At 40.5% G+C, this 13,518-nt stretch carries 12 protein-coding genes; 8 read left to right on the forward strand and 4 right to left on the reverse strand.

What is annotated here, in order from left to right; all coding sequences use genetic code 11:
* From IX83_RS03785 to IX83_RS03800, 4 genes are all read left to right on the forward strand, one after another.
* A complete protein-coding gene (locus tag IX83_RS03785; protein WP_038499392.1) occupies positions 1-417 on the forward strand; it encodes a F0F1 ATP synthase subunit epsilon in 417 nt (138 codons plus the stop codon).
* Positions 418-699: 282 nt separating this feature from the next.
* Positions 700-1,671: a phage head morphogenesis protein gene (locus tag IX83_RS08555; protein WP_051919229.1), complete on the forward strand. Its 972-nt coding sequence runs from the start codon at positions 700-702 to the stop codon at positions 1,669-1,671.
* A complete protein-coding gene (locus IX83_RS03795) occupies positions 1,671-1,961 on the forward strand; it encodes a hypothetical protein (RefSeq protein WP_038499395.1) in 291 nt (96 codons plus the stop codon). The genes IX83_RS08555 and IX83_RS03795 overlap by 1 nt, the downstream gene beginning before the upstream one ends.
* 83 nt (positions 1,962-2,044) lie before the next feature.
* Complete coding sequence (locus IX83_RS03800) at positions 2,045-2,800, forward strand: DUF2213 domain-containing protein (protein WP_051919232.1); 756 nt, start codon at positions 2,045-2,047, stop codon at positions 2,798-2,800.
* A 427-nt stretch (positions 2,801-3,227) separates the two neighbouring features.
* Here IX83_RS03800 and IX83_RS03805 read toward each other — a convergent pair whose 3' ends face one another.
* The 3 genes from IX83_RS03805 to hslV all read right to left on the reverse strand — a co-directional run bounded on the left by IX83_RS03805 (position 3,228) and on the right by hslV (position 6,246).
* The gene (locus IX83_RS03805; protein WP_038499398.1) at positions 3,228-4,019 is read right to left on the reverse strand and encodes a (S)-acetoin forming diacetyl reductase; all 792 of its coding nucleotides are present in this window, start codon (positions 4,017-4,019) and stop codon (positions 3,228-3,230) included.
* 342 nt (positions 4,020-4,361) lie between these two features.
* On the reverse strand, positions 4,362-5,681 hold the full coding sequence (hslU, locus tag IX83_RS03810) for an ATP-dependent protease ATPase subunit HslU (protein WP_143244855.1): 1,320 nt from the start codon (positions 5,679-5,681) through the stop codon (positions 4,362-4,364).
* 28 nt (positions 5,682-5,709) lie between these two features.
* Positions 5,710-6,246, reverse strand: coding sequence for an ATP-dependent protease subunit HslV (hslV, locus tag IX83_RS03815; RefSeq protein WP_038499404.1), 537 nt, complete (start codon positions 6,244-6,246; stop codon positions 5,710-5,712).
* A 442-nt stretch (positions 6,247-6,688) separates the two neighbouring features.
* Here hslV and IX83_RS03820 point away from each other — a divergent pair, with 442 nt between their 5' ends.
* Positions 6,689-8,980 (forward strand): TonB-dependent receptor domain-containing protein, encoded by a 2,292-nt coding sequence (locus IX83_RS03820; protein ID WP_158074733.1) that lies wholly within the window; start codon positions 6,689-6,691, stop codon positions 8,978-8,980.
* Between the two features lie 168 nt (positions 8,981-9,148).
* Here IX83_RS03820 and IX83_RS03825 read toward each other — a convergent pair whose 3' ends face one another.
* The gene (locus IX83_RS03825; protein ID WP_038499409.1) at positions 9,149-9,400 is read right to left on the reverse strand and encodes a GNAT family N-acetyltransferase; all 252 of its coding nucleotides are present in this window, start codon (positions 9,398-9,400) and stop codon (positions 9,149-9,151) included.
* Between the two features lie 392 nt (positions 9,401-9,792).
* Here IX83_RS03825 and IX83_RS03830 point away from each other — a divergent pair, with 392 nt between their 5' ends.
* The 3 genes from IX83_RS03830 (at position 9,793) to fcl (ending at position 13,510) form a co-directional block, all read left to right on the forward strand.
* On the forward strand, positions 9,793-11,271 hold the full coding sequence (locus IX83_RS03830; RefSeq protein ID WP_038499413.1) for an aldehyde dehydrogenase family protein: 1,479 nt from the start codon (positions 9,793-9,795) through the stop codon (positions 11,269-11,271).
* 173 nt (positions 11,272-11,444) lie between these two features.
* Positions 11,445-12,536, forward strand: a complete 1,092-nt coding sequence (gene gmd / locus IX83_RS03835) for a GDP-mannose 4,6-dehydratase (protein WP_038499416.1) — start codon at positions 11,445-11,447, stop codon at positions 12,534-12,536.
* A gap of 11 nt (positions 12,537-12,547) precedes the next feature.
* Positions 12,548-13,510 (forward strand): GDP-L-fucose synthase, encoded by a 963-nt coding sequence (gene fcl / locus IX83_RS03840; protein WP_038499419.1) that lies wholly within the window; start codon positions 12,548-12,550, stop codon positions 13,508-13,510.
* The last annotated feature ends 8 nt before the right edge of the window (positions 13,511-13,518 follow it).

Consider the following 13,518-nt stretch of genomic DNA (forward strand, 5'->3'; position numbering starts at 1 on the left):
ATGACTACCATTCATGTTGATGTCGTTAGTACCGAAAAATCGATTTACTCGGGTAAAGCAAAATTCGTTGCCTTACCAGGTGAATCAGGAGAACTCGGTATTTTACCAGGACACACACCTTTGATTACTAAGGTGCGTCCTGGAATGGTCAAACTCGTTCATGAAGATGGACAAGAAGAAAGCGTGTTTATTGCAGGGGGTATTTTAGAAGTACAACCTTATCACGTAACCGTGTTGGCTGATACGGCTATTCGTGCGGATGACCTTGATGAAGCGAAAGCTTTGAAAGCGAAAGAAGAAGCACAAATTGCCCTTCAAAATACCAAAGACAAAGCGGATATTGCGACACTAGAAGCTGAATTAGCGATGTTAGCTGCTCAGATTCACGAAGCTCGCAAGCTATCAAAAAGACGCTAATCTTTAAACGAAACAGAAAAAGCCTGAGGTATGATGCCTTGGGCTTTTTTTATGGGTGTTTGGTGTTATGGGGGCATGTGAACAGAAAAAGCACGAAGTGTGATGCTTTGGGTTGATTGCTAATTGAGTGTTGGTACTGTGTGAAACAGATCATATTGAGTGAAATGAGGGATAGATATCACTGTTGATGCATTGTTTTCTAAATAAATTTTCATTATAGCTTATTAAGTCGGCATCGATTTAAAGGGCTATTTAAGTGCGTCTCCGCTTGTCACAATGAAAATGCACGAGGCACTACAGGACAACGTTTCGCTCATCTCAAGCATTGCCAGTAAATATTACGATGATATCGAAAAGCACGTCAATAAAGCGGTACTCAATGGAACGCTTAACCGTGACCTTTCTAAAATCATACAAGAACGCTATGACGTATCTAAGAGCCGAGCTAACCTAATCGCACGAGACCAATCTGCCAAGCTTAATAGCACGCTATCACAAGCACAGGCACAGGCGTGTGGGGTAACCCAATACAGGTGGCACACGTCAAAGGATAGCCGTGTACGTGAAAGTCACGCAGTGCTAGACGGCAAGGTATTTTCGTATGACAACCCGCCGTCAGTAGGTAACCCGGGTCAGGATTTTCAATGCCGTTGTGTAGCGTTGCCAATCTTTACGAATCTATTCGAGAAGGAGCAAGAGGCACAACAGCAGGCAAGTACATTTGAACGCTTGATGACTAAATCCGATTATGCGATTGCATTACAACACTTTCAGAAGCCTCATATACAGCAAGCAATGGCAAGCATGAATCTTACGCATGAGGAAGCTTTTGCGATATCAGCTTATACAGGGCAGTTCGCTAAAGTGTTAAATGAATCATTACGCAAGGGCGAGTTTAACGTTTATACGAAGCATTTCGTTAAGCACCTTAATTCAGGGTTAGACAAGGCACCTATTTACAATAAAGTGACGTACCGAACGGTTAAATTAACCCAAGAGGAAATAAATAGGTATAAAATAGGTAGTATTATCGAAGAAAAACAGTTTATTAGCACATCGAAGCTTAATGAGAATGTAGGTTTTCACGGTAATGTTCGTTATGAAATACGAGGTAAAGACGGACGAGAAATTGAAAACCTATCTCAATACCCTCATGAACAAGAGGTATTATTCAAGACTAATAGGCGGTTTTTAGTCAACGATGTAAAAGTTAGAGGAAAATTAAGAATTATTGAAATGACAGAGGTAGACTAATGAGCGTTTTAGATTTACCAATAGAAAGACAAAGAGAGATAGCGAAAATCTGTGGTTACGATTCGTTAGAGAAATGGCAAGCGGATAAACGTGCAGAGCTTGAGGAAAACGAAAGATTGCGTGCAGAAATGGAAGCCTATAAACCTACTAAGGCAGAAATTAGGATACGAATAGACGCACTTAGAAAGCACCCTAATGCGATTTGTTACTATCAACGTATTAGCGGAGATTTTGACCTGACCGCAGAGGAAGTAATACGAAACCTAGAGAACACAGAAACAATCGATTAAGAAGCCACTACTAGCCTAGTGGCTTTTTTCATATATACGCCGATTAGATTAAGTCTAGTCGGCTTTTTTATTGGACAAACAGCATGAATATTGTTGACAGTATTGAACGCCCTAGCGAGCGGGTCTATACGCAGGACGGCTATTTGATCGCCAATGCGAAGTTATCCAAGCTAGGCACGTTCGATTATTTACACAAGGAACTAGACCCTGATGTTAAGACAGGGGGCGAGGAAATTAAACGCGTCAAACGAAGCGAATATAGCCTTTTCACAGACGAGACGATTAAAAGCTTTGAGGGCTTGCCGATTACCTTAGGACACCCTCAAGACAAGCGCGTCAATTCAAAGAACTGGAAAGAGCTTGCAGTAGGCACGGTGCGAAACGTCAAACGTGAGGGCGACTACCTAACCGCACAAGCCTACATCTATGACGAGAACGCGATTAAAACAATTCAAGAGCATGGCATTAAAGAACTCTCATGTGGCTATGCTTGTGAAGTGATTCCGTCACAAGACAAAGACGCAGATTACGAATTAACGCCTATGATAGGCAACCATGTCGCATTAGTGGCTAACGGGCGATGTGGTTCTACTTGTACGTTAGCCGATGAGGATAGACCAATGAGTATCTTACAAAAAGTACTGAAGAAGCTAGGAGTCGAGCTAACGGACGAGCAGGCTAAACGCTTGCAGGACGCAGAAGCAGACGCAACCAAAGACGAGAATGAGGACGGCGAGAACAAGCAAGCTCAAGCCTCTCAAGACCCTCAAGGTACTAGCGAAGACGATAACACCAAGGAAGACGAAAACGCAGAGGACAAGCAAGATATAGAAACTTAAAGAAGATTTGATGGCAAGACAGAAACGAGTCATATGGCGTGAGTTTTCTTAACGAATATGCTTCTCAGCCTAACTTAGAGATTTTTTATTGGGTAATTTTTTTGTATTATATACTTCATGAATAAATAGTGTGGTTTTTAGTATATTGGAGATAAATTTTGATGTTAGATTGACAAGTTGGTAAACATTAAAATTTGTTGTTTATTTTAATTGGTTAGAAAAATATACTGATAGGATAATGTTTTTCAATATTTGAATCGGGTTGAAAAAGATGATATTGATATACTGTTTTAGAGTATCTCAGATATTTTCTATTTATCAGGTAAAAAACAACCCCTTGTCTATGAATTCATCAGTGGATGTTGGTACTGATGAAGCAGATGAAAGGGGGTGTTTGATATGTTTAAATCAGGTAGTGACTGAGTGATTAGTTGTAAGTCATGCCACCATCAATGATTAAGGCTTGTCCAGTCATATAGTCTGAATCAGGACCAGCGAGGTAGGAGACGCAAGCAGCCACTTCTTCAGGTTCAGATAGACGACCTAGGGCAATGTTTTTGGCAAATGTATTCATACCCCAATCAAAATCTTTGCCATTTTCATCGGCAACTTGTTGTGCAATGCCGTACATCATTGGAGTTTTAACGATGCCTGGGCAGAACGCATTGACGGTAATGCCTTCTAGTGCGAGGTCTTTGGCAGCGGTTTGTGTGATACCACGAACGGCAAATTTAGTCGCTCCGTAAACCGCTAAGCCAGGGTTGCCGACTTGACCTGCTTGAGAAGAGGCGTTGATGATTTTACCGACGATTCGTTCGCGACTGGTGCCTTGTTTTCTAAATTGTTCCACGGCAGCTTGGATACCCCAATAAACGCCACCCACGTTGACATCAAAAACTTTACGATAGATTTCTGGGGTGATTTTATCAATCGGCGTTTGTGGTCCTAAGCCTGCGTTATTCACCATTACATCTAAGCGCCCAAATGTTTTGACCACTTCAGCCACACCTTGAAAAACGTTTTCACGATTGGCAACATCAACCGTTACCGCATGGGCTTTTCCACCTGCTTGAGTGATGAGATCTGCGGTTTCTTGGTTCAACTGAGGGTTTAAATCGGCACAACCGACTGCGAAACCATCTTTGGCAAGGCGAATCGCAATGGCTCTTCCAATACCTTGTCCAGCACCTGTGACGAAAGCAACTTTTTGTACACTCATTCTATTCTCCTAGTGTGTATGTTGAAGCATGAGGTAAAACACACGATAGGGATTGAGGTGTCTTTTACCTCGAATGTAGTTGTTTGATTTTAAATAAATTTCTCTAAAGTTTTTAGAGGGGTATCAAAAACCTACTTTATTTAATACCTATAACAACTGTGCTTATTGTACTGCTAGAAATGATGTTATTTTTTGCGGTGTAACAATATTTTTGCTAATTCACAGCTCACAAGATAAATCAGGTGGTGTTCTTAGCCAGTTTCATACAATGGGTATCATCTAAAACTGGCTAGATTCATCGTTTATATACGTCTGATAAAACCTTGTTGTATTAATTCGTTGTTACAACACGTATCGTGCTAGGTCTTCACTGCTAGCAGTTTCTTCCAATTTGTCATTGACATAGGTTTTATCAACGACAACGACTTTGCCTTGTGAGTCGGTAGCATGGAATGAAAGGTCTTCTAACAGTTTTTCCATCACGGTATATAGGCGACGGGCACCGATGTTTTCTGTTTTCTCATTAACGTTATAAGCAATTTCAGCGATACGACGAATACCATCTTCTTGGAATTGTAAATCCACACCTTCGGTTTTCATCAAAGCGGTATATTGCTTCGTGAGTGAGGCATCGGTACTATCCAAAATCTTGATAAAGTCTTCAACGCTTAATGACTCAAGTTCCACGCGAATCGGTAAACGTCCTTGTAATTCAGGAATGAGGTCACTTGGGCGAGATAGGTGGAAAGCTCCGGAGGCAATGAATAAAATATGATCGGTTTTAATCATGCCGTACTTAGTATTAATGGTCGTGCCTTCAACTAAGGGTAATAGGTCGCGTTGGACACCCATACGTGAGACATCAGCGTTATTACTGCCTGAACGACCAGTGATCTTGTCAATTTCATCTAAGAATACAATACCGCGTTCTTCAGCTGCTTTTAGAGCCTTTTCGCGGATTTCTTCTTCGTTTAGGTGCTTACTCGCTTCTTCGTCAGTAATTAAACGTAGAGCTTTCTTTACAGTCATTTTTTTCGTGGTTTTACGACTATTTTTCATGCCAGACAGCAAGCCTTGTAGCTGTTCTGAAATTTCTTCCATTCCAGCAGGAGCCATGATTTCCATCTGAGGTAGGGATGGACTGACTTCGATTTCAATTTCTTTATCATCGAGTTGACCTTCACGTAGGCGTTTACGGAAAATCTGGCGTGTATTATTTGCTTCATCACGGATCGGATCGCCATTTGCATCTCTAGAAGGGGGCAAAAGTGCATCCAATATACGATCTTCTGCTGCATCTTCAGCAATCGAACGTACGCGTTTTAGTTCCTGTTCGCGAGTCTGTTTAACAGAGATTTCGACTAAATCACGGATAATGCTATCGACATCGCGTCCCACATAACCGACTTCGGTAAATTTAGTGGCTTCAATTTTTACAAAAGGGGCTTTCGCAAGTTTTGCTAATCGTCTGGCGATTTCGGTTTTCCCCACGCCAGTGGGTCCAATCATCAGGATGTTCTTAGGGTAGATTTCATGTCTAAGTGGCTCTGGCACTTGTTGGCGTCTCCAACGATTTCTTAACGCCACCGCCACTGAACGTTTTGCTTTCTGCTGTCCAATGATGTTCTTGTCTAATTCAGAGACGATCTCTTTAGGGGTCATAATGTCTAAATTATTCATAGGGTTCTCTTTATTCTAACGTTTCAATTACATGATTGCCATTTGTGTAAATACACATATCACCAGCGATTTCTAATGATTTCTTAACAATTTCAGCTGGCGTTAAATCGGTGTTTTGTAATAGTGCAATGGCTGCAGATTGGGCATAAGGACCGCCAGAACCAATCGCAGCCAAGCTGTGTTCAGGTTCTAATACATCGCCATTACCGGTCAACACTAAGGTGTTATCTTTATCCGCGACAATTAACATGGCTTCTAATCGTCTTAATACTCGGTCAGTACGCCAGTCTTTGGTTAATTCAACTGCTGCACGCATGAGATGACCTTGGTGTTTTTCTAATTTTGCTTCAAATAATTCTAATAAAGAAAAAGCATCAGCTGTGGCACCGGCAAATCCAGCTAATACTTTTCCATGAAATAAGCGGCGAATTTTACGTGCGGTGCCTTTGATAACGATATTTCCTAATGTCACTTGGCCATCTCCACCAATGGCGACTTGATTTCCACGACGTACACAAACAATCGTAGTAGCATGAAATTGTTCCATATTTGTTCCTTTTTATTAATATCTTGAGTGTAGATGGGGGCAAAGAATGAAATTTCAAGCAAAAAAATTTCTAGCCGAACAGGGTAATGCTTTTTCTTTCACTTGATTTTGAAAATGATTATGATTATTATTTACAATAACAGTTTAAATATAAAAAAAGAGGGGATAAATGCTGAGAAAGGAATCGTGTTTTCAGAAGTTTAAAAAGTGTTTTTTATGGACGAACAGAAAAATAACTGTAAAACAAAACTTTTCTCAGTATCACTTTAAGGCACAACGGTCTTATCAACAAAATCGATCGTGGTTAAGTTTTTACATTTTGAAAAACATTTCTCAAGGCATGTTTAAAAGGCAAGGAGTACATCAACAAAAACGATCGTGCTTAAGGTGTTATCTTGCTTTGACAGGTATGCTGATGTGTTTGTTCAGTTCGTCATTGGTCATGGCAGCACAACCGTCTGCTATCTTAAAAAAGATAGAGGTAAAAGGGCAAAGAACGGTGGTAACTCGTACGATTGGCAAAACCACACAAATGAGAGCTGACCCAAACGTTTCTTTAAGAGATTTTCTAAATGACAGTCCAGGTGTGAATTTGGTGACGAATAGTGAAGGGGGTATTGCTAATTTGAATATTCGGGGATTGGGAGGCAAACCGGATATGTACGGGCAAAATTCTGGTCGTATTCAGATGACATTGGATGGTTTAACTTTGCCTGAGAGCTTTGCTTTTTCTCACCAAGCCAAAGATCATGGTATTGGCTATTTTGATTCATCCACGATTTCTACCGTTACGATTGATCGAGGACCGACGGTTTCTAGTGCGGTTAGTGCAATGGGTGGTGTGGTGGCGTTGCGTACCAAAGAACCAGAGGATGTGTTGTTGCCTGATCGTAAGCTGGGTGGTCAGTTACGAACTGGCTATGATGGACGTTATCGAGGGAAGTTTGTAACAGGGGCTACGGCAATTAAAACAGATAAGTTTTCGATGCTGTTGCAGTACACAAAAAGACGTACGCATGAGGTGCAATTTGATCATTTGCACAGTCAAGAGGTGATTGATGAAGAGGGAAAGTGGCCGTATTTTTTAGAGGATATGCAAGAGTCGGGTTTTGATGTGAGTGAGATGACGCAAGAAGAGATAGATGAGCTTTATAACGATATCTATGGCGACGAACCCAAGTACGATACCTATAAAACCGTCACTAAAGATATCTCCGATAAATATGTATTGAACACGTATAGTTTTTTAAATAAATGGCATTGGGATATTAATGAAAGAAACCGTTTGTCTTTGACCATTGATCGCTTTGAAAGTATGAGGAAAGAAGCGGTAAAAGAAGAATTGAAATTTGAACAAACACATGAAAAAGTGTGGGATTCACGACAAATGAAGCGATTGACTTTAATGTTAAAAGGTGAACATGATGAGGTTACGCCTCTAACGGACCAGATTAGCTGGACCTTAGCGAGTATGAAAACGGAACAAGTGCATCAAAATCTTCTCAATCAAAAAACCTTGGGAACGGATAATTATGCCGATATTCTCGCCCATAATATGTATCACACGCGTACCAAAACGATTCAGCTTAATGCGATTAAGTGGATGGAAACGGGATTGCTGAAACATAGATGGGATTATGGTGTGAATTATCGTCAATCTGAATTAACGAACCGGATTGCTTATCAAAATACGATATATCAGAATCGAGAGTGGACGAAAAAAACGGGAGCCTCTTCTTATTTTCCTGATTCTAAGCGTGTTGAACAATCAGTTTTTATCAGTGATCGCGTGCAATATCGAGATGGGCCGATTAGTATGACACCTAGCCTTAAATACACCAAACTTAAAGAACATTCTTTTGTGGACGGTGATTATGAATTGAGGGAAGGAGAAAGCCACGATCTTTATCAAAGCAATCAAGCCAAGAAATTTTATGCTTGGGATTATGCTTTGGCATTCGGTTGGGAAATAAATACCTCGCATTATGTGAGTTTATCTTATTCTCAGGCTCATCGATTTCCAGGATATGCTGAATTAAATCCATCCACTTATTTTCATTGGGAAGCACTTCCTAATCCTAATTTGAAACCTGAAAAATCACAGGCGGTTTCATTAGGTTGGGCTTGGAAAACCGCTTGGTACCAGCAAAATATTGAATTAGCCGATACCAAAGTGATTGATAAATTAGAAGGTAAAAGCATGAATTGTCATGCAGGGACGTGTCGCTCCAGAATGCTTGTTAATTTTACAGAACCTGTTCGCATCCGTTCGATTGAATATAAGGGCGAGGTGGACTTTGGTGGGTTAAGTGATGCATTGAAATATTGGCGATTAGTGGCCGCCATTTCTTATTCAAAAGGAAAGGATAAAGCTCATGGATTACCTGTCAATTCTATCGCTCCGTTAAATGGTTATGCGAGTTTAAATTTTAAACGTGGCGATATCAATGCCTTTGCTCGAGTTAATTTTTCTAAAGCAAAGAAAGCCAAGGATATTGGACAATATGATAATGTGATCGGTGGAACACCGCCTCCTATGGCTGGTTGGGCAACCTTGGATGTAGGTGTAGGGTATTCGCTTGGCAAACGGTTGGACTTAAATATTATGCTTTACAACGTATTTGATAAACAATATCAACGTTGGGAAAATGTTAATGCTCAAAATGCTTCGTTTCGCGATCAGTTTTGGGAGCCCGGACGTGCTTGGGTAGTGAATTTAGGCGTGAAATTTTAAAACTAAACGCGATACATAATGAGAGTTTGACGAAGCGAAAATGCTGATGTTTATATCAGCTGGACTTGCCATATGGATGTGGCTGTCAGATATAAAAGTACGAGAATCTCGTGGCGATATTAGCCTCATCTTTAAAATTCGTTTTCATACACGAGACTCTCTTCATGCTTACATCAAACGTGCAACAAAAGGGCATGTCGCTTTGACCTTGATACCATGTTCTTTGGCATAGTTTAAAGCAAAAAGTGCTAGTTTTTTACCAATGCCTTGTCCACCTAGCTCTGGAGCAACTTCCGTGTGATAATAGTCGATTTCTGAGGGTTCATTGATCCATCGATAGGCTAAAAATGCTTTGTCCTCATATCCTTCTAATTCAAAGCGGTGCGTGATTGGATTATGAATAATCGTATGTGAACTCATCTCTGTCTCCTTAATTAAGGAATATCTATAATATCGTATTCGATACTGCTTATTCAATCAATTGTCTTAGTCTATTGGAGATTTCGCAAACATCAGTGTTCATAATAAAATTATCAAGTATAAAGGATCCGACTATCTTAGTTCAATCCAGTAAATTCAAATGGTTTAACCACTGTTCTTACTCTAATCAACATTCTTAACTAATTAAAATAACGTAGGATTTTTGATGAATTTTATAGGGATTTACCCTTGTTTATCTTGCATATTTGTTAAATAAGTTTATACTAAAAATAAGTGTATTATGACACTTTGATGGGATGTGTGGAGTCGATTGTAATAAGTTGATTTTGTGCATATTATCGTTAAATTTGTTCTAATAAAGGGGACATATTATGACAAAAAATTTAAATGTATTTGATCAAGAATACGGTTTATTGATTAACGGCGAATGGGAAATGGGTGGAGAGTTGATGAGCTCTTATAACCCAGCCAACGGACAGGAGCTTGCCAAGTTTGTGGATGCGTCTGATGCCGATGTTGATGCAGCGGTAGTTGCCGCTCAGAATGCGTTTAAAACATGGAAGAAAACAACCGTCGTTGAACGTGCAGCGATTTTGAATAAGATTGCGGATGTAATCGATGAACACGCAGAATTATTTGCGCTACAAGAAACACTAGATAATGGTAAACCGATTCGTGAAACACGTGCGGCAGATATTCCTTTAGCATCTGACCATTTCCGTTATTTTGCAGGAGTTATTCGTGGTGAAGAAGGCAGTGCTAATCAGTTAGATGAAGAAGATTTGTCTTTGATCCTACGTGAACCGATTGGTGTGGTGGGGCAGATTATTCCTTGGAACTTCCCGTTCTTAATGGCAGCTTGGAAGATTGCGCCCGCTTTGGCAGCAGGTTGTACGATTGTGATTCACCCATCAAGTAGTACGTCTCTAAGCCTATTATCCTTTGCTCAAAAGATTAATCATTTGCTACCGAAAGGCGTTTTGAACGTGATTACAGGTCGTGGTAGTAAGTCGGGTGAGTATATGTTGCAACATAAAGGCTTTAACAAACTAGCCTTTACAGGATCGACAGAAATTGGTCGTCGTATTGCGGTGGCTGCAGCAGAAATGTTGATTCCTGCTACGTTGGAGTTGGGTGGTAAATCTGCCAATATCTTCTTTGATGATATGCCTTTTGATAAAGCGATTGAGGGGGCCCAAAAAGGTATTCTGTTTAACCAAGGGCAGGTATGTTGTGCAGGTTCTCGTATTTTTGTGCAAGAGTCGATTTATGACTGTTTCATCGAGGCATTGAGTGCTGAGTTCAAAAAAGTGAAAGTGGGCTTGCCTTGGGAAGATGATACGCAAATGGGCTCTCAGGTCAATGCACATCAGTTAGAACAGATTTTGAAATATGTTCATATTGGTGAGCAGGAGGGATGCAAATTAATCACAGGTGGTAAGAAAATTGAACAAGGGGCATTAGCTCAAGGTCAGTTTTTAGAACCTACTTTGCTTGAAATCGGCACTAACCACGCTAAAGTAGCCCAAGAAGAAATCTTTGGTCCTGTCGCAACAGTGATTAAGTTCAAGACTGAAGAAGAAGTGATTCAGATGGCAAACGATTCTGAATATGGCTTGGGTGGCGGTGTTTGGAGTAAGGATATTAATCGTTGCTTGCGTGTCGCACGTGGCTTAGAAACAGGTCGTGTTTGGGTGAACTGCTATAACCGTTTGCCTGCAGCAGCACCATTTGGAGGCTATAAAGCTTCTGGTATTGGTCGTGAGACGCACAAAATGATGTTAGATGCTTACACTCAAGTGAAAAATATTTACATCAGCACACGTGAAGAACGTGAAGGTATGTATTAATCACTGATTAAACATTAAGATAACCATTCATGCTGGCTTATTGCAAGTGTGAATGGTTTTTTTATGGACTAAAGAAATGTGCGTGAATCAAAAAAACTATCACAATAAATCTAGTTCTCATGCACTCAATAAAGTATAATGAAGACTATTCAATAATTTGGTGGAACGATAAGATGAAGAAGGCGTTGATAACAGGTGTTACAGGGCAAGACGGTTCGTACCTTGCTGAATTTTTATTGGAAAAAGGTTATGAGGTTCATGGTATTAAACGTAGAGCATCATCGTTTAATACGGATAGGATTGACCATATTTATCAAGACAAACATCAGGAAGCAGCTAATTTCTTTTTGCATTATGGTGATTTGACGGATTCTTTGAATTTAACACGATTAATGGCAGAAATTCAGCCTGATGAGGTGTATAACTTGGCTGCTCAAAGCCATGTGGCGGTTAGTTTTGAAATGCCTGAATATACCGCGAATGTGGATGCTTTGGGGACTTTGCGTTTATTAGAAGCCATACGCTTTTTGAGTTTAGAAAACAAAACTCGTTTTTATCAAGCCAGTACTTCTGAGCTTTATGGTTTGGTTCAAGAAATCCCCCAAAGAGAAAGTACGCCTTTTTATCCTCGTTCTCCTTATGCCGTAGCGAAGTTGTATGCTTATTGGATTACGGTCAATTATCGTGAAGCTTATGGTATCTATGCGTGCAATGGTATTTTGTTTAACCACGAATCACCACGTCGTGGAGAAACGTTTGTGACGCGTAAAATCACTCGAGAATTAACTCGAATCGCGATGGGTTTGTCAAAATGCCTGTTTTTAGGTAATTTGAATGCGTTGCGTGATTGGGGACATGCTAAAGACTATGTCAAAATGCAATGGATGATGTTGCAACAAGAAAAACCTCAAGACTTTGTGATTGCTTCTGGAAAACAATGCAGTGTTCGTGATTTTGTACGATTATCCGCTAAAGAACTAGGTATTGAGTTACGTTTCGAGGGCGAGGGCTTGTCGGAGATAGGGATTGTCGAAAAAGTAGATGAGGCCTTTAGTCAGCATATTAAAGTAGGCGATGTGTTGGTTCGTGTACACCCTGAGTATTTCCGTCCGTCAGAGGTGGAAACGCTGTTAGGGGATGCGTCTTTGGCTAAAGACAAATTGGGTTGGCAGCCTGACATCACCATGGAACAAATGTGTTCGGAGATGGTTGCAGAAGACTTGAAGTTAGCAAAACAAGAGTATTTACTACGTCAACACGCTTAATGGTTTAACGTATGAAAAAAAGAATTTTTGTCGCTGGACATAAAGGCATGGTTGGATCAGCACTGCTTAGGGCATTGCAGAAAGATCCTAATGTTGAGGTGTTAACGGCTGATCGCCAAACGTTAGATTTATTAAACCAGTCAGCAGTTCATCAGTTTTTTGCGACTCATGCGATTGATGAAGTTTATTTGGCCGCTGCAAAGGTCGGCGGTATTCATGCCAATCATGCCTATCCCGCTGAATTTATCTATCAAAATCTCATGATTGAGTGCAATGTGATTCATAGTGCGTATCAAACGGGTGTCTCTAAATTATTACTGTTGGGGTCCAGTTGCATATATCCCAAACATGCGACGCAACCTATGCAGGAATCGGCTTTGTTAACGGGAGCTTTGGAGCCGACTAATGAACCGTATGCGATCGCAAAAATTGCGGGTATTAAATTATGTGAAAGTTATCATCGTCAGTATGGATGCGATTTTCGTAGTGTGATGCCAACGAACTTATATGGTCCGCATGATAATTTCCATCCTGAAAACAGTCATGTCGTTCCTGCCTTATTACGTCGTTTTCATGAGGCTAAGATTGAACGCCAACCTACGGTTACGGTCTGGGGCAGTGGACAAGCCAAGCGTGAGTTTTTGTATGTAGATGATATGGCAGCAGCTAGTATTTTCGTGATGAATTTGCCTCAAGAAACGTATCAATCTGTGACGCAGCCGATGTTAAGTCATCTGAATGTAGGCACGGGTCAAGATTGCTCGATTAAAGAATTAGCCGTTGCGATCGCAGAAGTAGTGGGCTATACGGGTGAGATTATGTGGGATCAAAGTAAACCCGATGGCACGCCTCGAAAATTATTAGATGTCAGCAAATTAAAGTCATTGGGTTGGGAGGCTCAAATAGACTTAAAAGAGGGATTAAAAGCAAGTTATGAATGGTTTTTAAACCATCAAAACGACTATCGATCTTAGGAGGAATA

Source organism: Basilea psittacipulmonis DSM 24701, from assembly GCF_000743945.1.
In the GTDB taxonomy this organism is placed as follows: domain Bacteria; phylum Pseudomonadota; class Gammaproteobacteria; order Burkholderiales; family Burkholderiaceae_B; genus Basilea; species Basilea psittacipulmonis.

What these genes read in the sequence shown, in the direction of transcription:
- IX83_RS03830 (WP_038499413.1), top strand. Translation starts at nt 9,793, where the DNA reads ATGACAAAAAATTTAAATGTATTTGATCAAGAATACGGTTTATTGATT.
- IX83_RS03805 (WP_038499398.1), bottom strand. Translation starts at nt 4,019, where the DNA reads ATGAGTGTACAAAAAGTTGCTTTCGTCACAGGTGCTGGACAAGGTATT.
- IX83_RS03785 (WP_038499392.1), top strand. Translation starts at nt 1, where the DNA reads ATGACTACCATTCATGTTGATGTCGTTAGTACCGAAAAATCGATTTAC.
- IX83_RS03795 (WP_038499395.1), top strand. Translation starts at nt 1,671, where the DNA reads ATGAGCGTTTTAGATTTACCAATAGAAAGACAAAGAGAGATAGCGAAA.
- IX83_RS03820 (WP_158074733.1), top strand. Translation starts at nt 6,689, where the DNA reads ATGGCAGCACAACCGTCTGCTATCTTAAAAAAGATAGAGGTAAAAGGG.
- IX83_RS03800 (WP_051919232.1), top strand. Translation starts at nt 2,045, where the DNA reads ATGAATATTGTTGACAGTATTGAACGCCCTAGCGAGCGGGTCTATACG.
- hslU (WP_143244855.1), bottom strand. Translation starts at nt 5,681, where the DNA reads ATGACCCCTAAAGAGATCGTCTCTGAATTAGACAAGAACATCATTGGA.
- hslV (WP_038499404.1), bottom strand. Translation starts at nt 6,246, where the DNA reads ATGGAACAATTTCATGCTACTACGATTGTTTGTGTACGTCGTGGAAAT.
- IX83_RS03825 (WP_038499409.1), bottom strand. Translation starts at nt 9,400, where the DNA reads ATGAGTTCACATACGATTATTCATAATCCAATCACGCACCGCTTTGAA.
- IX83_RS08555 (WP_051919229.1), top strand. Translation starts at nt 700, where the DNA reads ATGCACGAGGCACTACAGGACAACGTTTCGCTCATCTCAAGCATTGCC.
- gmd (WP_038499416.1), top strand. Translation starts at nt 11,445, where the DNA reads ATGAAGAAGGCGTTGATAACAGGTGTTACAGGGCAAGACGGTTCGTAC.
- fcl (WP_038499419.1), top strand. Translation starts at nt 12,548, where the DNA reads ATGAAAAAAAGAATTTTTGTCGCTGGACATAAAGGCATGGTTGGATCA.